This is a genomic window from Acinetobacter pittii, assembly GCF_034064985.1.
Lineage (GTDB): Bacteria > Pseudomonadota > Gammaproteobacteria > Pseudomonadales > Moraxellaceae > Acinetobacter > Acinetobacter pittii_H.
In genome coordinates this window covers 3,508,383-3,529,183 of record NZ_CP139249.1, presented here as the reverse complement: position 1 = coordinate 3,529,183, position 20,801 = coordinate 3,508,383, and the positions used below count along the sequence as shown (strand labels likewise).

Below are 20,801 nucleotides of genomic sequence, written 5' to 3'. Positions count from 1 at the left end.
ATCCTTATTTTTAAATTGTCTTTTATTCACTAGTCACGCGATTGACTTCCTGTAAAGAAGTAACACCTTGCATGACTTTCTTTAACCCTGAACGACGCAGATTATTAAACCCCAGTTTTTCAGAAGCAGCAGCGATTTCTAAAGCATTGCCATCTTCCATAATAATCTTGGAAATTTCAGGTGTAACTTTCATTACCTCGTAAATACCTACTCGACCTTTATAGCCTTCACGACACTCAGTACAACCGACAGGCTGGAAAACTTGAAAATCGGGATGAGTCAGATCTTGTTCGGTAAAGCCCATTTCTAATAGGCTCTGTTTAGGAATGTCAGTAGGTATTTTACACTGCGGGCATAGCCGACGTGCTAAACGCTGTGCAATAACCAAGTTGACTGATGTTGCGATATTAAAGGATGGAACTCCCATATTGCGTAGGCGAGTCAGTGTTTCTGGAGCACTATTGGTATGCAGTGTGGACATGACCATGTGACCGGTTTGCGCAGCTTTAATCGCAATTTCAGCCGTTTCTAAATCACGAATCTCACCGACCATAATAATGTCTGGATCTTGACGTAAAAATGATTTAAGTGCAGCAGAAAAAGTCAGACCTACTTTTGGGTTGACGTTAACCTGATTAATTCCTTCAAGGTTAATTTCAACTGGATCTTCGGCAGTGGAAATATTAGAGCTTTCAGTATTTAAAATATTTAAGCCCGTATATAAAGATACCGTTTTACCGGAACCTGTAGGGCCTGTAATTAGAAGCATACCTTGTGGTTTATCGAGTGCTTCTAAAAAAAGAGCTTTCTGATCTTCTTCATATCCTAAAGCATCAATTCCGAGCATCGCGCTAGATGGATCGAGAATACGCAGAACCAGTTTTTCACCAAATAAGGTCGGAAGAGAGTTCACACGAAAATCAATTGCTTTAGATTTCGATAGCTTGAGCTTAATACGACCATCTTGAGGGACTCGCTTTTCGGAAATATCCATTTGGGACATGACTTTTAAGCGTGAAGCTAAACGGTTAGCCAATTGCAAAGGAGGATTTGCAATCTGACGCAATACACCATCGACTCGATAACGGACCCGATATGATTTTTCATAGGGTTCAAAATGCAAGTCTGAAGCTCCCATACGAATCGCATCGATGAGTAATTTATTAATATATTTAACAATAGGTGCTTCATCGCCTTGAGGTGTTTCTTCCTCATCCTCTTGTGAGGGTGGAGCTTCAAGGTCTACATCAAGATCAAACTCTTCATCACTAAACTCGAAACTGCTTTCTTCGGTAAATTGCTGCGTCAGAATTTTCTCAAGCTTATGGTGCTCGACAATAACTGGCTCAACCATTAGCTTGCTATTAAAGCGAATAGCATCGATCGCTTCAATATTACTTGGATTGCTGGTCGCGACATATAAAATCTGCCCTCTTTGTATAAGAGGTAAGACCCGATGTTTTAAAATCAGTTTCTGATCGACCAAATCTTTGGGAATTTGGCTGGTATCGTAAACATCCAGATCAAAATATGGTTCAGCAAATTCAATAGAAATTGTTTCAGCTAATAAAGAAGGGGAGAGATGAACCTCTTCAATCAGGTACGCAACCGTATCCCGTTTAGCTCTTTTTGCTGCATCTAATGCTGTTTGCATGGTCGCTGCCGACACATGTTTTTCTTCGACTAATCGTCGAAAAAACCCCGAAAATTTTGGAGATGTATGTATGACTGACATCTGCCTACCTGTGCTCATATGTTTATAATTGGTATATAAAAAATTATACTTTTGTTATCTAAAATTACTACCTGAGAAAATGATGCTCTGGTCTTGATCCATTCGCCAAAGCTTGAACTAGTCGAAGTTTTTATTCATTAATTTTTGAAAGATGATTCTTTAGATTCAATAAACTTTTATAACTGTTTTCAATGAGTAGAAAAGATATGGGTAAAGCCGTTAAAGAAAAGTATCTGAAATTTGTATAAATGCGTGTAGAATGTGCTGCATTTTTGATGAAAGGTGAGCCGTATGTCGGGTTCGACGATTACGCCTTGGGTAGTTGGCAACTGGAAAATGAACCCAATGCGTGCCAATGCCAAACAACTTATAGAAGAATTTAAACAACTATTGCAACAAGACCAAATTGCAGATGAAAGCTGTCATGTAGGGGTTGCTCCGGTTTCTATTGCACTTGCAATGGTACAAACACAATTGCAGGATGCTGCAAGAACAGTATATACAGTTGCACAAGACGTATCACGTGTAGCAGGTACTGGCGCTTATACTGGCGAAGTCAGTGCAGAATTATTAAAAGATAGCCAAATTAACTTTGTATTAGTGGGTCATTCTGAACGCCGTGATATTTTTGGTGACAACGTTGAAATTTTGAAAGCTAAACTCCAAAATGCTTTAAATGCAGGCTTGACTGCCATTTATTGTGTTGGTGAAAGCCTCGAACAACGTGAACAAGGTTTGGCAGAGCAAGTTGTATTGCAACAAATTTGTGATATTGCTCCTGTAGTTACTGCTGAGCAGTGGCAAAAGCAAATTGTAATTGCCTATGAGCCAATCTGGGCAATTGGAACAGGTAAAACTGCTTCTCCACAAGATGCACAGGCAATGCATGCTAAGATTCGTGAAGGTTTAAGTCAGATTACCTCAGCGGGTTCAGACATTGCGATTTTATATGGCGGTAGTGTAAAAGCTGAAAATGCAGTCGAATTGGCAGCATGTCCAGATATTAATGGTGCGTTGGTAGGTGGTGCTTCACTAAATGCAGCATCTTTTTATCAAATTGTACAAGCCTTTGCACAAAGTAAATAACGAGGATAGGGTATGCACTCTTTTGTACTGATCGTACATATTATTTTAGCGGTACTGATGATTGCCTTGATTCTAGTGCAACACGGTAAAGGTGCTGATGCTGGTGCTTCTTTCGGCGGTGGCGGAGCAGCAACTGTATTCGGTGCATCGGGTTCAGGTAACTTCCTTACTCGCCTTACTGCAGTTTTAACAGCCTTGTTTTTCGTAACGAGTTTAACTCTTGCTGTTTTTGCAAAAAAACAGACTACGGATGCATATAGCTTGAAAACTGTACAAACTACAGCACCTGTTCAAACGACATCGCCTGAAACTTCACCAAATGCACCAAAATCGAGTCAATAATTCGAAATAAGGCTTTCCTTTTGCAGTTGGAAGGACTAGAATGCGTCCCACAAGCTGCGGTGGTGGTGGAATTGGTAGACACGCTACCTTGAGGTGGTAGTGCCTTCGGGCGTGGGGGTTCAAGTCCCCCCTTCCGCACCAACTTTGAACCAGAAAGTTGAGTGCAAGCAGTTTATTGATGCGGGATGGAGCAGTCTGGTAGCTCGTCGGGCTCATAACCCGAAGGTCGTTGGTTCAAATCCAGCTCCCGCTACCAATTTGATTAAGGTGCAACTTAATCAAGCGAATATTGGATAAGTTTACATTGACTTTTTTCGATATTTGTATATAATTTTTGCACGTTGATGCGGGATGGAGCAGTCTGGTAGCTCGTCGGGCTCATAACCCGAAGGTCGTTGGTTCAAATCCAGCTCCCGCTACCAAGTTTCTTAAAAGAGGCTCACAGACAGGTGGGCCTTTTTGCACAGTGGACTATTGTTTTCTGTGCTAAATAGGGGCGATTAACGCCCTTTTTTATTGGTTATCGTATCGCTATCGTGTAGTGTCGACATCAATTGGTCAAATAGTCATGCTTCACTATAGTAGGTCTGTGTCGGTTAAAACAACCGATTGAATCGCACGAGAATGACGAGAGTAAATGAAATTATCAAATAAATCCCAAGCATTGCATGACTTAATTGTTCCTGCAGTGGAAGCATGTGGTGTCGACCTTTGGGGGATCGAGTTTCTCCCACAAGGTAAACGTTCATTATTGCGTATTTATATCGATAAAGCGGTAAGTGAAGATGCTGAGCCAGTACTTAATGAAGATGGTGAAGTAGAACAAGGCCGTGGTATTGGTGTACAAGATTGTGTGCGTGTAACACAACAAGTTGGCGCAATGTTGGATGTTCATGATCCAATTTCAGGTGAGTATTCATTAGAAGTTTCTTCACCAGGCTGGGATCGTCCATTTTTCCAACTAGAACAGTTACAAGGCTACATCGGACAACAAATTGCTTTGCGTCTAATTGCAGCAGTAGAAAACCGTCGTAAATTTCAAGCAAAGCTTATCGCAGTAGACCTTGAAAATGAAGAAATTCAGGTTGAAGTTGATGGGAAGCATGTGCTTGTAATCGACAGCAACAATATCGATAAAGCAAACTTGATCTATCAAGATTAAATTTATTAAATTTTATAAGAAATCGGTAGGTGACTTATGGGCCGCGAAATTCTTACCGTTGTTGAAACGGTTAGTAATGAAAAAGGTGTTAGTCGTGAAGCGATCTTCGAGGCTTTAGAACAAGCTCTAGTTGCTGCAACGAAGAAAAGATTTTACGAAGGTACGCATGCTGAAGAAGCTCAGCTTCGTGTAGAAATTGATCGTAAAACTGGTGATTACCGTACGTTCCGTCAATGGACTGTGGTTGCAGATGAAGATCATGAAATGCCAGCTTGCCAAGATGCAATTTCTGACGTTGATCCAGCTAAATGGTCAATTGGTGACGTACGTGAACTCGAAGTAGAATCTATTGAGTTTGGTCGTATCGCTGCACAAATTGCCAAGCAAGTTATCGTACAAAAAATTCGTGAAGCTGAGCGTGCTTTAGTTGCTGATGCATACGAGTCTAAAGTTGGTGAGTTAATTTACGGCGAAGTGAAAAAACAAACCAAAGATGGCTTCATTATCGACTTAGGCGACAACGCAGAAGCTTATCTTGCACGCGAAGAGATGATTCCAAAAGAAATTCTTCGTCCAAAACAACGTGTAAACGCTATTTTATATAATGTTAACCGTGAAGGTCGTGGCGCTCAGTTGTTGTTATCACGCGCTAAGCCTGAAATGTTAATCGCTTTAATGAAAAAAGAAATTCCTGAAATTTCTGAAGAAATCATTGAAATTAAAGCAGCGGCACGTCAACCGGGCGTTCGTGCTAAAATTGCAGTGAAAACAAATGATCACCGTATTGACCCTGTAGGTGCATGTATTGGTATGCGTGGTACGCGTATTCAAGCTGTACAACAAGAGTTAAATGGTGAACGTATTGATGTAGTGGTCTGGTCTGATGATCCGGCTCAATACATTGCTAGCGCATTAGAACCAGCTGATGTTTCAGGCATCGTGCTTGATGAAGATGCAAGAAGTGCCGACATTATTTTTGCAACCAGCGATCAATTAGCTCGCGCGATTGGCTCTCAAGGTCAAAACGTTCGTTTAGCTTCTGATTTAACTGGCTACAAACTCGACATGATGCTTGAAGAAGAGTATCGTGCTCGTCAGCAAAATGAAGCTCAGCAATATCTTGATATGTTTGTATCACGTCTCGATATTGAAGAAGATTTAGCAATGGCATTGGTGGAAATGGGCTTCACTTCTTTAGAAGAGATTGCTTATGTTCCTGCTGAGACTTTTGACGAAATTGAGCTTGATGCTGAATTGGTTGAGTTATTGCAAAGTCGTGCAAAAGAAGCAGCCCTTACTGATGCTTTGAAACAGCAAGAAAATATTCAAGAACCGAGCGCAGACCTTCTCACTATGGAAGGCATGACTTCTGAGATCGCTTACTCGCTTGCCGCTCGCGGTATTATTACTGTCGACGATTTGGCAGATCAGGCTACTGACGATATCTCTGATATTGAAGGTCTTGGTCATGAAAAAGCAGGTCAATTGATCATGAAAGCTCGCGAATCATGGTTTAACTAGGAGATGAAATATGACGGACAAGTCGATTAAAGAGTTAGCTCTCAGTGTAGGACGTCCTGTTGAGAAGCTCCTAGAACAGGCTCGTGAAGCAGGTTTGCCTCAACGTACAGCAGACGACATTATTACCACTGAACAACAGGATACTTTGGTCAATCATTTGAAAAAAGTTCATGGTCAGGAAAGTGGTAACACAGGAAAAATTGCGTTGAAACGTAAAACAACCAGTACCGCTAAAGTTGCAAGTACTTCAGGTAAAGCAAAAACAATTAACGTAGAAGTACGTAAAAAACAGGTTTTTGCTAAACCAAACCCTGAACAAATTGCAGCAGAAGCTAAAGCACGTGCAGAAGCAGAAGCGAAAGCACGTGTAGAACAGCAAACGCGTGAAACTGCCGAGCAAAAAGCGCGTCTTCAAACAGAGCAAAAAGCAAAAGCAACTTTAGATGCGATGCGTGCTGCTCATCAACAAGATAGTGCTGCACAGACAGCTCCAAAAGCTGCTGTTGTAGTGAAAAAGCGTGGTGGTGGCACAGTAAAACCTGCACCAAAACCTGCTGAAACTCCAGAACAGAAAAGAGCTCGTGAAGAGCAGTCAGCTCAGTTAAAAGCAACTGAAGAAGCTGCACGTCGTAAAGCGGCTGAAGAAGCTCAGCAACGTACACTTGAACAAATGCGCAAAATGGCATCTAAGTATTCAAATGACGATGCTACTACGACAATTCGTGTGATTGATGATTCTCCACTTGCTTCAGGTCTGGTTGGCCAAGCTTATGAAGATTCATTTAAGCAAGAAGACCGTGAAATTAAACGCGGTGGCGCAACCACTAACCCACGTGCTGGGAAGAAAGGTGGTCGTCGTGGTCAAGAAGAGCAAAGCTTTGTTAACCATAACAAACGTGGTTTAAAATCAAGCCAAGCGAATAAGCATGGATTTGAAAAGCCAGTTAAAAAGCAAGTTTATGATGTAGAAATCGGCTCAAGCATTGTTGTTGCCGATCTTGCTCAAAAAATGGCGATTAAAGTACGTGAAGTTATCAAGACACTTATGAAAATGGGTGAATTGGTTAATCAAGATCAAGCTATTGATCAAGACACAGCGGCACTTGTTGTAGAAGAAATGGGCCACAACCCTGTTTTAGTTTCTGATACACAAGCGGAAGATAACTTGCTTGAAGCAGCTGAAGAAGCTCGTGGTGAGCAAACAACTCGTCCGCCAGTTGTTACCATTATGGGTCACGTTGACCATGGTAAAACATCATTACTTGACCGTATCCGTCGTTCGAAAGTGGCGGCTGGTGAAGCAGGTGGTATTACCCAGCATATTGGTGCATATCACGTTGAAACAGACAAAGGAATTATTACATTCCTTGATACACCGGGACATGCGGCATTTACTTCAATGCGTGCACGTGGTGCTAAAGCAACAGATATCGTTGTATTAGTTGTTGCTGCAGATGACGGTGTAATGCCACAAACTGCAGAAGCAATTGACCATGCTCGTGCAGCAGGTACTCCAATTATTGTTGCAATCAACAAAATGGATAAAGAATCTGCTGATCCAGACCGTGTGTTAAATGAATTAACAACGAAACAAATCGTTCCAGAAGAATGGGGTGGTGATGTTCCGATTGCTAAAGTTTCTGCACACAGCGGACAAGGTATTGATGAACTCCTTGATTTAATTCTTATTCAATCAGAATTGATGGAATTAAAAGCATCTGCTGAAGGTGCTGCGCAAGGTGTTGTTATTGAAGCACGTGTAGATAAAGGCCGTGGTGCAGTAACTTCGATTCTTGTTCAAAACGGTACATTAAACATTGGTGACCTTGTTCTTGCAGGTTCATCTTATGGTCGTGTCCGTGCAATGTCTGATGAAAACGGTAAGCCGATTAAATCAGCAGGACCATCTATTCCAGTAGAAATTCTGGGTCTTCCAGATGCTCCAATGGCAGGTGATGAAGTTCTTGTTGTAAATGACGAGAAGAAAGCGCGTGAAGTTGCCGATGCTCGTGCTGACCGTGAGCGTCAAAAACGTATTGATCGTCAAAGTGCTATGCGCCTTGAAAATATCATGTCATCAATGGGCAAAAAAGATGTTCCTACAGTGAACGTTGTTTTGAAAACAGACGTACGTGGTACTTTAGAAGCATTGAATGCTGCTCTACATGAATTATCTACTGACGAAGTAAAAGTTCGTGTAATTAGCTCAGGTGTTGGTGCGATTACTGAGTCTGATGTGATTCTTGCTGAATCTTCAGAAGCGGTATTGTTAGGCTTTAACGTTCGTGCCGATACGACTGCTCGTCAGCGAAGTGATCAAGACGGTATCGATATTCGTTACTACAGCATCATTTATGAATTAATTGATGATGTGAAAGATGCCATGAGCGGTAAACTTGCTCCTGAACATCGTGAAACAATCTTGGGTGTTGCGGAAGTACGTGAAGTATTCCACTCAAGTAAGTTTGGTGCAGCAGCAGGCTGTATGGTACTTGAAGGCACATTACATCGTAATAAACCGATTCGCGTATTACGTGATGATGTTGTAATTTTCCAAGGTGAGCTTGAATCTCTTCGTCGTTATAAAGACGTTGTTGATGAAGTTCGTGCCGGTATGGAATGTGGCCTTGCGGTGAAAGGTTATAAAGATATCAAACCACAAGATAAGATCGAAGTGTATGATGTTCAATTGATTAAACGGAGTCTTTAATGGCGGGTAGCCAACGCTTAAAGCGCATGGCGGATTCAGTACAACGTGAGTTGTCTGAGCTAATCCGTCAAGAGCTTAAAGATCCTCGCTTAGGTGGTCTAGTGACCATCTCTGCGGTGAAAGTCAGTGCAGATATGGGTTATGCTGAAGTTTATGTCACCGTTATGGGACGTGAACTAGGCGATGAGCAAAGTGAAGCAGCAAATAAAGAAACTTTAGATGTATTAAATAAAGCTTCTGGTTTCTTGCGTCATGAATTGAGCCGTCGCATTAAGACTCGTATTACGCCTCGCTTACGTTTCCATTACGATAAGACGAATGCATATGGTAACTATATGTTTGGTCTAATCGAAAAAGCGGTACAAGATTTACCAGAACGTAAGTCAGATGACCAAGAGTAATTAAAACTCAAAAATAAAAAAGCCACCTTCGGGTGGCTTTTTTATTGGCTTAATTTTTTATTCTTTAGGAGGTTCCATTGGCGGTTTGTTTTGTGAAAAGCGTTGACCAATTTTGTAACGGTCCCAAGGTAGAGGACGTTCAATGGCTTCAGGTACTTCACCACTCAGTGAGCGTAAACGTAAATGTAGCGCAGCTTGAGCAATCAAATTAGCCGAAACTGGTGCGGTAATGAAAGCTAAAAGGGTAATGAGTAGCTCGGCAAAACCGAAACGACCTTGGAAAGCAAAAAAGATCATGGAAGCAATCAGGAAGCTTCCTAAGCCGAGCGTACTCGACTTAGTTGGCGCATGTAAGCGCATGAATAAGTCGGGTAAACGGACCATACCGATTGAGCCAACTAACATGAAGAAAGCACCAAAAACCAGAAAGACCGAAACAATAATTTCCATTGTAAATTGCATTTTGACCTCTCCTTAATCGATAACATGACCAGTTGTGAAGTAACGTGCTAAGGCGGCTGTAGATACGAAACCTAGCATTGCAACCAGCAGTGCTCCTTCGAATAGAGAAGTCGTTATCCAATAAATGCCTAACACAACAATGAGGCAAGTTGCATTGAGGAAAAGTGTATCGAGCGCTAAAAGGCGGTCTACAATTGAAGGCCCCATAACCAGTCTAAAAAGGCAAAGTAGCATCGAGATTGTAATGGCAATCAAGCTAATACCTAAAGCATAGGGTAGGATTGTCATGCACTTGCCTCCGTTTTACTTTTCACATCAAAAATTTCCATAAGAGGAATTTCATAACGTTGTTTGATGTCTTGAATATCAGATTCGGTATCATCCGTGCTCAACGCATGAACCAGAATATCCCCACGTTCCTGATCAATGCCCGCAGAAACCGTACCTGGTGTTGTGGTAATGATCATTGCCAGTAAGGTGTTGACCTGCTCATGTTCTGTCTCTAAAGGTACACGATACCATTTAGGGTGTAATTTTTTAGTAGGTCCCAAAACAAGTTTTGCGACCTTAAAGTTAGAAATAATAATATCCCAAAGAACCACAAAACATAGTTTAACCGCAGGTTTCCAGTGAATATGCGGTGTGCGGGTAATAAACGGTTTGACTAAACGAGGGATGATTAAGCCCAAAAGCATTGCAGTCAAAAGATCACTCGCATCAAGACTATGCGCCAGCATCAACCAAAATAAAATGATGAGAACCGAAACAAATGGATGTGGAAACCAGCGTTCAAGCAAATGAGATAACTGCATTGTTATGGCTCCATAGGTTTCAATTGACTTTCATCAACAATGGTAGGTGTTTGGAGTTTGTCCTGTTGCTGAATTTGCCGTTGTTTATATTCAGAAATATGTTCGCCATTGAACGTATCTTTCGAAATAATATTTGGAACAAGATAAGCATTATGATCTTCAACTTCACCGCCGTACTTAGTTTCTGGTAAGTAAGCTGGGTCATATGGCTGCACACTGATCACTTCGCCGTTTTTATCCACTTTAAGAATAGAGTGTTGGTAAAGTGCATGGTCTTGGATCTGTTCTGCGGTGCTTAATGTGTAATGCTGAATGGGTGCAGCAAAGACAACATAAGCGATTAAACCAGCCAGTAATAGATAGATGACTTGATCGTTACGTGGTGGTGCGCGTTCCGGTAAAGCACGATAAAGAATATAAGCAGGGTGGATTGGGTCTTCCTCTGGAGGAGAGGCGCGCCAGAATAAGATAAAACCAACACGTGTAAGAGCAATAATACTTAATAGGCTTACAACAAGCACAACAGCAATAATCCAGCCTTGATAGCTAGCTTCAACTGTCGCTTGTAAAATGAATACTTTTCCAAGAAAACCACTAAAAGGTGGTAATCCAGCCAACATCATCGCAATCAAGAAATAAGTCAGCATAGCCGCTTTTTCTTGTTTGATTCTTGGGGCAACTTTTAAATGATCTTTAAAATCTCCACGTTGTGAAGTGATCCATCCACAGAATAGATAAAAAGCTGCTCCGATCAATGTACTATGTACTAAGTAATATAAAGCCCCAGACCATGCCTGTGTATTAGACATGGCGATTGCTGTGAGCAAGGTACCAATTGAAGAAAGGACCATAAAGCCGACAAAGCGTCGTAAACGATCTGCCCCAATTGCGGCAATCACACCATAGAGTGAAGTAATTAAGCCAATAGGCAATAACCAGCTTTTTAAGATTTCTTGACTAAGCGCATCGTCAAATACTGTTCCATTTACACGTAAAATAGAATAGATCCCGACTTTAGTCATGATGGTGAAAATTGCAGCTACAGGCGTACTTGCAACGGCATAGGTTTTTGGTAGCCAAAAACCGACAGGAAGCATTGCTGCTTTAATACCGAAAACAACAAAGAGCAGTAAGGAACCCGCGACTGCTAATTTGTGTTGATCTGCTTCAAGTGTCGGTATAAGACGTGAGACATCCGCCATATTGAGGCTACCCACGCTGCCATAAATCATACCAAGTCCAATTAAGAAGAGGGCAGAGGCTAAAAGATTGATAATGACATAGTGAACGCCAAGCTGAAAACGAGGTTTGCCTTGTCCATGTAAGAGCAACACATACGAAGCCATTAGCAGAATTTCAAAAAAGACGAAAAGGTTAAATAAGTCGCCTGTTAGAAATGCCCCACAGATCCCCATTAATAGAAAATGTACCATGGCATGGAAATAGCGACCACGCGTATCCCAGTTATCACTTGCATACCATAAAACTGGTACTGCTAATGCATAAGTCAGTGCCAGCATAAAAGCAGAAAGACGATCGAGTACAAGCACAATACCAAATGGCGCTGACCATTCGCTTAATTGGTAAACAGTAATTTGCCCCGTGCTGGCGTAACTAAGATAAACAATAGCGGTAATTAATCCGGCAATTGCTGAGATAAGGCTAATGCCACGACGCCAAGGTTGGCGCCAGTCATCTTTTAAAGCACCTGCCCCAGGGTTGCCTAACAGTAATAAAATAAAAGCAGTAAATGCTGGGATGAGAATGCTAAAAATAGGCGTGTGTTGTTGCCAAAAAGATAAAAAATCAAACATCACGGCTCATCCTCACGTGGGTCGTATGTTGGGGAAGCATCTTCTTTAGCATCAACATGATCACTACCTGATTCATAACGGCTACGTAGCGCAAGTTGTACAATAAACGCTGTAGTTGCAAAACCGATCACGATGGCGGTTAACACCAACGCTTGAGGGAGTGGATCGGTTATTTTTGTCGTTTCAGTTAAAATTGCCGGTGAGCTGATTTGTAATCGACCCATAGCAAATAAAAATAGGTTTACTGCATAACCGATTACAGCCAATCCGAGCACAACAGGGAAAGTACGAGCACGTAAAATCAGATAAATACCTGTGGCAACAAGTAAACCAATAGCAGAAGCCAGTAAGAATTCTAAACTGATCATGATGATTCCTCCCGATGTGGTACAGGACCGGACATACTCGAATGACGAGAGTCGCCTAATACAGAGATGAGCAACATTGTCGCGCCTACAACGGTGATATAAACACCCAAGTCAAAACTTGCAGCTGAAGCTAGATGTAGTTTTCCTAGAATTGGTAATTCAACATAGACATGAGCACTCGTGAGGAACGGACGTAACCAGAACCATGCTGCTATACCAGTCAGGCCTGCAATCGTTAATCCTGTGCCAATCCAGACTTCGTAAAGGCGGCCAGACTTCGCTTTTAACAGCTGTTCTGCTTGATCTTGACCTAGTGCAATATATTGAATGATTAGCGCCATTGAGGTGATTAGACCGGCAATGAAGCCACCGCCTGGATAGTTATGTCCTCGCAAAAAGATATAAACACTGACGACAAGCGCCAGAGGTAATACCCAAGAGGCCGTAATACGGAACATAAGCGGAGATGGATTAAAACGGTAGGTAAGACCTGGGGTCATGGTTGTACCGTGTACACGCATACCATCCATTAAACATAGTGCGCCAATCGCAGCGATTCCTAATACTGTAATTTCTCCAAAGGTATCAAAACCACGGAAGTCAACTAAAATGACATTTACAATATTTGAGCCACCGCCAAGTGGTAAAGACTGTTGGGCAAAGAACCAAGAAATTGAATTATGATCACGGGTTAAAATGAGCCAAGTAATCCAGCCAATTCCTAAACCTCCAATAATTGCTAAGGCAGCATCTCTCAAACGTCTAGAGCGACGAGATTCATACGGTGTGAGCTGTGGAAGTAATGATAAGCTCATTAGTAAGAGAACAGTGGTTACTACATCTACTGTAATTTGAGTCAGCGCTAAATCTGGTGCTGACATGGTGACGAAAACCATCGTTACCACTAGACCAATAGCACCACTAATAAGTACTGCCTTAATACGCTCATGGTGGAACCAGAGCATCATCCAGCAACCTGAGAACAACGTCAGCCAAAGAACTACAGCAATCCATGGGGCATGGGTGAGTTCACGTGTACCAGTGCTCAACCCTTGATTGAGTAAAGGCATGGTGACCATGATGATGCTAAAAGCAATGATCCAGAACAAATAACTTTGTAATGAACCATTTTCAGTTTTTTGTTTGATTTTTCGGCTTGTAAGCAGCAGATGTTTTAAAAATAAATCAAATAAGATGCGACCTTGTAATCTGCCTAGACGTGGGTCAAGGTCAATTTTACGAATCATGCCGTCTTTTGCTAAAGCAAAATAGAAGAGCGTACCGCCAACCAAAGCAATAATACTCATCACCAGAGGAGTGTTAAATCCGTGCCAAATTGCAAGGTGTGTACCTGCAAATTCTGGTTGCATTAAGCTTGCTCTCGTTACGCTATTGACCAGTGGTTCTACTAATAAAGAAGGTAGAACACCGACCAAAATACAGAGCACAGCAAGAAGAATAGCAGGAGCACGCATACCAATTGGTGGTTCATGTGCGTCTTTATTTGGAACTTGTTTACCAATTGGACCGTCAAAGAACACACCATGCACTAAGCGAATTGAATAACTTACTGCGAAGATACCCGCCAGAGTTGCAATAATGCTGGCAAAGATAACTGTTGAACCTGAAAGATTTGCCAATAGCTCGGTAAAGAACATCTCTTTTGAAATAAAGCCATTGGTGAGTGGTACACCTGCCATAGAGGCAGCGGTGATCATGGTGAGTGTGGCAGTGAAAGGAAGTAATTGCCAAATACCACTAAGTTTTCGAAGATCACGTGTGCCAGTTTCATGATCAATAATCCCTGCAAGCATAAACAGCGCTGCTTTAAATGTTGCATGGTTAATAATATGGAAAATAGCAGCAGCAACTGCTAAAGGAGAACCGATCCCGAGTAAACAAACAATAAGCCCTAAATGACTAATGGTTGAATAGGCTAACAGTCCTTTTAAATCTTCTTTGAAAATGGCAAAACATGCTGCCATACAGAGTGTAAATAGGCCGACAAATGTAACGATATTATGATAAAGCGCAGCGCCTATAAAAATTGGAAGTAAGCGGGCAAGTAGAAAAATCCCGGCTTTTACCATGGTCGCAGAGTGTAGGTAAGCAGACACCGGCGTCGGTGCAGCCATTGCGTTAGGTAACCAAAAATGGAATGGAAACTGAGCACTTTTCGTAAATGCACCAAGTAAAATTAGCAATAACATTGGAAGAAAAAGAGTGTGGGATTGGATCGCATCTTTCATGCCCATGATTTCACTAATTTCATAGGTTCCGGTGATTTGCCCTAATAGAACAAATCCACCTAGCATTGCTAAACCACCCATCCCTGTAATCGTGAGTGCCATGCGAGAGCCACGTTGAGCAGCCTCATAATGACTCCAATAACCCACTAACAAGAAAGATGAAATACTGGTAAGTTCCCAAAAGACTAATAAAATAATAAGATTATTAGAGAGCGAAATTCCCAGCATTGCTGCCATAAACAGCATGAGTAATGTATAAAGTTTACTTAAAGAGTTTTTAGGGCCTAAATAATAATAGGCGTATATATAAATGAGTGTACCGATACCGGTAATAAGAAGAGAAAATAATAAACCAAGAGCATCGAGTCTGAAGCTCAGATTGATCCCTAATTGAGGTAACCAATCCCAGCTTTGTTGAATGCTTGCACCACCAAGCACAGTTTTAGCTTGAGTCAGTAATAATCCGAAACTGGTTAAACTGACTCCAATTGCCCCTAAAGCCGTTACTCCACGCGAGAACCGTTGAAGCAATGAAACAAGGGTGGTGCCTAATATTAACGGTAATAAGATAATTATCGGTAGCACACTCGTATCCATATGTGATTTAGGTCGAAACCTAAAGGTGAAATTTTAATTTCAGAATAGATAGGAATTCAAAGAGAGTTCCAAAGCTTATTATTCCGAAAACCCAACCAAATTAGAAAATAAAGCGAGAAACAAGTTGTATTGCGCAACTTGAAGAATAAAAACGCAAAATGAAATTTATTGTACACTAAAAAAGCATTGAAAATCTGATGTTATTACATGTAGTAACAACATCTAGTTATTTTCGTGTCTAAAAAACCTTACTCCACCATATATTTTGTGAGAGCAGTTTTTTGATTATAAAAAGACAGTCTAGGGATTATAAAATTCAAACCGAAGAGCTTTCTTCTGGGGTATCTCCCGCATGGATCATCTTTAATAATTCATTTTTTTGTTGTTCATTTAAACCCTGAATCTGCTGAAATAAAATTTCAATCTGTGCTGGTGCTGGCGTCGGATCTATTAAGCTTAGAGACTGTGCATCTATATGTGGTGTTAATGGCTCGCTTCTTTGAAGTAGAGTGTAGATATGTTCAAGCTGTTGTTTAGTGGTGTTTAAATCAAGATGGCTAATTTTACCGTGCTCTAATTTTAGACATTGATAGGTTGAAGCATGTTCAAGTAACTCTTCACGGCTTCCTGTTGCAATAATTTGTAGGCGTGGGAATGCTTGATGAAGCCGATTTAAGATCTCGGAGCAATGTGTTGAGTCGAGCTGTGCATCAATCTGGTCAATGAGTAAAACGCCGTCTCCTTCAAAGCAAGGGTTTAAACTTAATGGATTGAGTAAACAGAGTCTGCGGGCTATATCGCCTACTAAAGCAATCCAAGTTTTGGTTGTATTTGAAAGCTGCTGAAAAGGTAAGGTTTGACCTTCATAATCAACCATAAGTTGCAACCGAGGCTGATATTGTAAATAGAGGTCTTTAAGCTCAGGTAAAATTATATTTAATGCGTTCTTGAGGGCGTAGAGATTGGGTGAAGTAAGCTGTTTAGGTTGCCCAGATAATTCTTTTTGAAGCTCATTTAATAATTCTGTGTGATCTTGCTGATCTGATTGCTTAGACCTAATCCGTTGTACGAGGTGAGCGGCTTGCGCATTTTCGATATCGCTAATTTCTCGTAACCATTCAAAAAAGCGCGCAAACGTTGTGAACGGTAGCGGGCTAATGTCATAGGCTGAAATAGCTTGGGTAATACCAGGTAAATTTTTATTCAAAAGATTGACTTCATTTACAAATCGCTCGGCTGGATAGTAAGCGATTAAGGGAAGTCCTTGTAATGGATCTTTTTTTGTAACTTGTTGATAAAGCGCCATGGTTTGATCGAGTTGCTGAGTTTCAACTTGGCTCATTCCAATACCACTTGCATTTAAGGTTTTAAAAAGTTTCCAGCTACACAGCGAAGAATCTACTTGCTGAGCAGAGGTACTTTCTGGCAGATGACCAATTTCTGAAGGAACTTGAATGGTCACTTCGATTTTTGATTGGAGGCGCGACTGGGTAATGTCTTGATCGGGAGTGACAATTCCCGGACTGCGTAAATCTTTAAGACGAGCGGGCAACCAAGTTAAAGCATGGTAAGTATGTTTGAGCAACATACTTTTACCAGTGGCTTGTTCACCTAAAATTAAGGTGATCGGCTGTTTGTCATAATGAAAGTGTATTTTAAGATCGTGAAACAGAGCAATATGTTTAAATTGGACAGATTCAAGTTTCATAGGCTCACCTAAGTATGAGCGCTTCAACCAACCGACTGACGAAGACTTAAAGGCGCCCTTAGTTTTAATTGTTGTATCAGATCATAAAGATGATGGATATTTAGACTTACTTTAGCACGAGTACAGGCAACGTACAGTAGTCTTAATTCTTCATCAGTAATCTTGTGTTCTAACCCATTAATTTTAAATTGATAGTCATCTTCAATATGAACGCGGTTCCATTCTAAGCCTTTCGCTTTATGAGCTGTAGAGATGACATAGTCAGCTTGCTCAAGTGGCGTAATCTTTGCAAGCGCTTTTTTTAGTGGGTCTGTGCCATGGTCATCGACCAGTTTTACTAATGGCTTAATGTCACTACCTTCATTGGTTTCACAGTATTCATGGACATCATGCCACGAATTAAACCATGCTAATTCAGGAACATCCGTGACCCGTTTTCCTTGCTTTAAGAGGCTGGCAGCGTCTACAAAACGGTTTAGTTTTTGATGATCAGCTTGCAAACTCACTTTATCGCCGTGAACTAAACCTGCTAATAAAAGCTCCATTGCCCGAGCATTGGTGCGACATAAAATCGCATCACGCATTTTGGTGTGTGGTTTATTTACAACACTTGATTTCTGGTTTGGATTACCAAGCAGGGGAACAGTTTCATTTAAGCCGCCCAGCAATGCATTGGCAACGTCGGCAATCGTTTCACCAAAACGAAAAGAAGTGGTGAGGCGAGACTCTGGCAGCGGCAATTGTTGCATTGCATTAATCGCACCACGCCACGCATAGATTTGCTGATGTGCATCACCTACATAGATGACCTGCGTATTTTTCTGACGAAGTAAAATACCCAACATTAAAGGGTCAGCATCTTGTGCTTCATCGAATAGCACATAATCGGCTGGAATGTTAGGTTCAGATAATGCCCAAAGTTTGAGGTAAATATCGTGACCAATTCCTGCCTGATGATTTGGGTCGATGGACTCTAACCAGCGGCGTTCAACAGCAGGGTAAAGATGGGTTTGAAGTGCAGTAATATCGTCTGGATGTAACCAGTTTGGCGCCTGAATATGTCGAGGCGCTGGATATTGAGAACTGGTCGAACAGAAATAGCTCACTGCATTGGCGACAAGGCTCGCTAGGCGACTTGGCATCAAGACGTATTTTTCATAACGTCCACCCATCATGCGCCGTAAGGTAATCGGTTCTAGTCGATATTCTTTGGCAATAAAGCTTGGACTTAAGCGAGGCAAGCGTAATTTATCGGTCACACCTCGTGGCACACTGCGAAAAGCGAGTGAGTGAAAAGTACGGCAGTCCACATTACGATGAAATTTGTTTTGCGCTTCACCAGCAATGGCTTTGTTGAATGCTAGATACATACCGCGCCGTTCAGGCATGGCATCACTAATCATTTGTAACGTAGTAGTTTTACCTGTACCCGCATAGGCAATCACTTTAAATGATTGCCCAAGACGTGCGTTATCTATGGCAATAGCTTGCTCATAGGTGGCTTTAGGTTTTTCGATATTCGACACTGAGTGATTTTAAACCTTGTTGCGGTTAGCTTTTTCAACTAAACCAGATAAACCCTGACGACGAGCTAATTCGTCAATAATAAGTTGTGGATTAAGATCGAAATAACCCAACATGACAATGCTATGGAACCACAAATCGGCAGTTTCATAAATCAAGTCATTTAAATTGCTTTCTGTATTTTGAGCAGCGTAGTCTTTGGCAGCGATAATCGTTTCTACGCTTTCTTCACCGACTTTTTCTAAGATTTTATTGATGCCTTTTTTGTAGAGGCTTGCCACATATGAAGTATCAGCTTCTGCTTGCTTACGCTCTTGCATCAATTGCCCTAAGTGAGCAAGTACATCAACTTGTTCAGTAGTGTGAGTATGGTCGTGGCTTTCAGTTTTGGCTTTGTCACCATAAATTGCATTAGGATCTTTTAATTGTGCATCGACAATTTCCCAGCCCTGTGGGGTAAGTTTGCGATAGAAACAAGACTCACGACCTGTATGGCACGCGATACCGCCATGTTGCTCAACCTGTAATACAATCACGTCGCCATCACAGTCTAAACGAATTTCATGGACGGTTTGAAAGTGACCTGATTCTTCACCCTTGTGCCAGAGTTTTTGGCGAGAGCGAGAGAAATAAACAGCCTGATTTTTTTCTGCTGTGAGCGCAAGTGATTCACGGTTCATCCACGCCACCATCAAAATACGTCCGGTTTGATGATGTTGAGCAATGGCAGGGATAAGACCTTGTTCGTTAAATTTTACTTCATCGAGCCATTGCGTGTTATTCATGAGGAATCACCAAAGAAATAGGAACTATAAATTGATTTCAATCAGATGCTAAAAAATAGCTTGTATAGTGTACGGCATCAACGTCAGTTTTAGGAAAAATTCTTTGTCCTTTTTGTCTTTGTTAGCCTAATGAGTAGCTTGAATACGATTGCTTTTAAAAGTCCGACAGAGATTCACTTTTTAAATTAAAAGCACTGTTTTCTTTAGACCATTGAGCTACTCGATCATAATCAAGTTGTTGGAATGGCCCTGTTTTTAAGCCTGAAATTGTGATCGCCATTTCTTTTCGAAAATAAGGGATTTGATACATCCAAGGGAAAACTAAATCTCTTAAACCTCCAGCCCACCAATGGTCAGATTGATAAAGTGGTGTTAGTAAGCGACTGAGAAATTGATAAAACTGGGTAGATGAACGGCGAAGCTGGTGATAATGCTGCCAGAGTAGGGACCAATCAATATTTTGGTTCTTTTGAGCTTGTTGCAATGATTGAGAAAAAGCCCAAGCATCCAATAATGCCATATTAGCCCCTTGTCCTAACTGTGGACTCATTGCATGAGCTGCATCTCCAATTACCCCAATTCGACCTTGACCAAATTGACTCATGACTACATCACGGTAATTTGCAGATAACCATTTAGGCTGGGTTTTATTGTCATATAAAATCTCTTTCAGCCATTCTGCAACTTTGGGCCAGCGTTCTGAAACTTGCTTTAACCAAGTTTGTTTAGCCTGCTCATCTTGTAAAAAGCTTTGTAATTGTGGCGTAGGTAAGCTCCAAAAAACACTTGAAAAGCGCTGTTGAGGTTCAGTTGGAATCGCTCCTGTAGGAAGAATTCCCATCATAATTTTCGAGCGATCATAAAATTGATGCAGAATTTCAGAGTCGAGTACTTGGCATTCAGGCACGATACTCCACGCCGCACCCCAAGGGTAAGCTTGGTCAACCTTTACCCATGCTTTAGGTCTTAATTGACTACGCGCACCGTTGGCAATAAGTAGGCCATCAAAGCAAGCATCAAACTTTTGGTTTTGATGAATGCCGAATAGCCGAACCTCATTGTTATGTTCCTCAAAGCTTTCAACAGAGTGGTTCATACGCCAAGTAATTTGGCTTGAATATTCACTAAGCTTTTGAGTGAGCACATGACATAAAGTGGCACGGTGTATACCTAAACCATAAAGATTTGCTGATGCTTCGTGATAGTGACTGTTCACTAAAAGACGCTTGTCTGGAAGTTGTCCTTCTAAGCCTGTGACTTTCGCACCTAAGGTTAGGGCTTTGTCGAGCACACCTAAGTGCTCAAATACGGCTAAGCCCGCAGGTTGTAGCAGTAAACCTGCACCTACTGGAGATAACTCATCAACTTGTTCAAAAATAGTAACGTGGTTGCCTTCACGGGCGAGCAAAATCGCAGTGGCTAAACCTGCCGTGCCTGCACCAATAATGGCAAAATGAGGTGTTTTCATTGTTTATTCTTTTGAAGCATTTATGGGTTCAATTTAGCAATGAATGAATAGTTGAGC

At 41.4% G+C, this 20,801-nt stretch carries 17 protein-coding genes and 3 tRNA genes; 9 read left to right on the top strand and 11 right to left on the bottom strand.

Annotated elements, in window-relative coordinates; all coding sequences use genetic code 11:
* Positions 1–22 precede the first annotated feature (22 nt).
* Entirely contained in the window at positions 23–1,735 is a 1,713-nt protein-coding gene (gene pilB / locus SOI76_RS16875) for a type IV-A pilus assembly ATPase PilB (protein ID WP_104080648.1), read from the bottom strand.
* Between the two features lie 291 nt (positions 1,736–2,026).
* On the opposite strand from pilB, the gene tpiA reads away from it, so the two are divergent.
* The 9 genes from tpiA (at position 2,027) to rbfA (ending at position 8,957) form a co-directional block, all read left to right on the top strand.
* Positions 2,027–2,821: a triose-phosphate isomerase gene (gene tpiA / locus SOI76_RS16870; RefSeq protein WP_104080647.1), complete on the top strand. Its 795-nt coding sequence runs from the start codon at positions 2,027–2,029 to the stop codon at positions 2,819–2,821.
* 12 nt (positions 2,822–2,833) lie between these two features.
* Entirely contained in the window at positions 2,834–3,163 is a 330-nt protein-coding gene (secG, locus tag SOI76_RS16865; protein ID WP_016142373.1) for a preprotein translocase subunit SecG, read from the top strand.
* A 56-nt stretch (positions 3,164–3,219) separates the two neighbouring features.
* Positions 3,220–3,304, top strand: a tRNA-Leu gene (locus SOI76_RS16860).
* Positions 3,305–3,342: 38 nt separating this feature from the next.
* Positions 3,343–3,419: transfer RNA gene (locus SOI76_RS16855), tRNA-Met, on the top strand.
* 89 nt (positions 3,420–3,508) lie between these two features.
* A tRNA-Met gene (locus SOI76_RS16850) sits at positions 3,509–3,585 on the top strand.
* Positions 3,586–3,800: 215 nt separating this feature from the next.
* On the top strand, positions 3,801–4,325 hold the full coding sequence (rimP, locus tag SOI76_RS16845; RefSeq protein WP_016142372.1) for a ribosome maturation factor RimP: 525 nt from the start codon (positions 3,801–3,803) through the stop codon (positions 4,323–4,325).
* A 36-nt stretch (positions 4,326–4,361) separates the two neighbouring features.
* Positions 4,362–5,846, top strand: coding sequence for a transcription termination factor NusA (gene nusA / locus SOI76_RS16840; RefSeq protein ID WP_002115134.1), 1,485 nt, complete (start codon positions 4,362–4,364; stop codon positions 5,844–5,846).
* Positions 5,847–5,856: 10 nt separating this feature from the next.
* Positions 5,857–8,556, top strand: coding sequence for a translation initiation factor IF-2 (gene infB / locus SOI76_RS16835; protein WP_002114697.1), 2,700 nt, complete (start codon positions 5,857–5,859; stop codon positions 8,554–8,556).
* Entirely contained in the window at positions 8,556–8,957 is a 402-nt protein-coding gene (gene rbfA / locus SOI76_RS16830; protein ID WP_002114836.1) for a ribosome-binding factor A, read from the top strand. The genes infB and rbfA overlap by 1 nt, the downstream gene beginning before the upstream one ends.
* Before the next feature lie 57 nt (positions 8,958–9,014).
* Here rbfA and phaG read toward each other — a convergent pair whose 3' ends face one another.
* The 10 genes from phaG to SOI76_RS16780 all read right to left on the bottom strand — a co-directional run bounded on the left by phaG (position 9,015) and on the right by SOI76_RS16780 (position 20,744).
* Positions 9,015–9,419, bottom strand: coding sequence for a Na+/H+ antiporter subunit G (phaG, locus tag SOI76_RS16825; protein WP_005065884.1), 405 nt, complete (start codon positions 9,417–9,419; stop codon positions 9,015–9,017).
* 12 nt (positions 9,420–9,431) lie between these two features.
* Positions 9,432–9,707 (bottom strand): monovalent cation/H+ antiporter subunit F, encoded by a 276-nt coding sequence (locus tag SOI76_RS16820; RefSeq protein ID WP_033849611.1) that lies wholly within the window; start codon positions 9,705–9,707, stop codon positions 9,432–9,434.
* A complete protein-coding gene (phaE, locus tag SOI76_RS16815) occupies positions 9,704–10,231 on the bottom strand; it encodes a Na+/H+ antiporter subunit E (RefSeq protein ID WP_104080646.1) in 528 nt (175 codons plus the stop codon). The genes SOI76_RS16820 and phaE overlap by 4 nt, the downstream gene beginning before the upstream one ends.
* Before the next feature lie 2 nt (positions 10,232–10,233).
* The gene (phaD, locus tag SOI76_RS16810; protein ID WP_104080645.1) at positions 10,234–12,045 is read right to left on the bottom strand and encodes a monovalent cation/H+ antiporter subunit D; all 1,812 of its coding nucleotides are present in this window, start codon (positions 12,043–12,045) and stop codon (positions 10,234–10,236) included.
* Complete coding sequence (phaC, locus tag SOI76_RS16805; RefSeq protein WP_002115033.1) at positions 12,045–12,413, bottom strand: Na+/H+ antiporter subunit C; 369 nt, start codon at positions 12,411–12,413, stop codon at positions 12,045–12,047. The genes phaD and phaC overlap by 1 nt, the downstream gene beginning before the upstream one ends.
* Entirely contained in the window at positions 12,410–15,259 is a 2,850-nt protein-coding gene (phaAB, locus tag SOI76_RS16800; RefSeq protein ID WP_104080644.1) for a monovalent cation/H+ antiporter subunit A, read from the bottom strand. The genes phaC and phaAB overlap by 4 nt, the downstream gene beginning before the upstream one ends.
* Before the next feature lie 316 nt (positions 15,260–15,575).
* Positions 15,576–16,967 (bottom strand): AAA family ATPase, encoded by a 1,392-nt coding sequence (locus SOI76_RS16795; RefSeq protein ID WP_104080643.1) that lies wholly within the window; start codon positions 16,965–16,967, stop codon positions 15,576–15,578.
* A gap of 23 nt (positions 16,968–16,990) precedes the next feature.
* Positions 16,991–18,493 (bottom strand): UvrD-helicase domain-containing protein, encoded by a 1,503-nt coding sequence (locus SOI76_RS16790; RefSeq protein ID WP_016144176.1) that lies wholly within the window; start codon positions 18,491–18,493, stop codon positions 16,991–16,993.
* 9 nt (positions 18,494–18,502) lie between these two features.
* Positions 18,503–19,276 carry a bifunctional phosphoribosyl-AMP cyclohydrolase/phosphoribosyl-ATP diphosphatase HisIE gene (gene hisIE / locus SOI76_RS16785; protein ID WP_104080642.1) on the bottom strand — a complete coding sequence of 258 codons (774 nt, stop codon included), beginning with the start codon at positions 19,274–19,276 and terminating at the stop codon, positions 18,503–18,505.
* A gap of 154 nt (positions 19,277–19,430) precedes the next feature.
* Positions 19,431–20,744: an FAD-dependent oxidoreductase gene (locus SOI76_RS16780; RefSeq protein ID WP_104080641.1), complete on the bottom strand. Its 1,314-nt coding sequence runs from the start codon at positions 20,742–20,744 to the stop codon at positions 19,431–19,433.
* Positions 20,745–20,801: the final 57 nt, after the last annotated feature.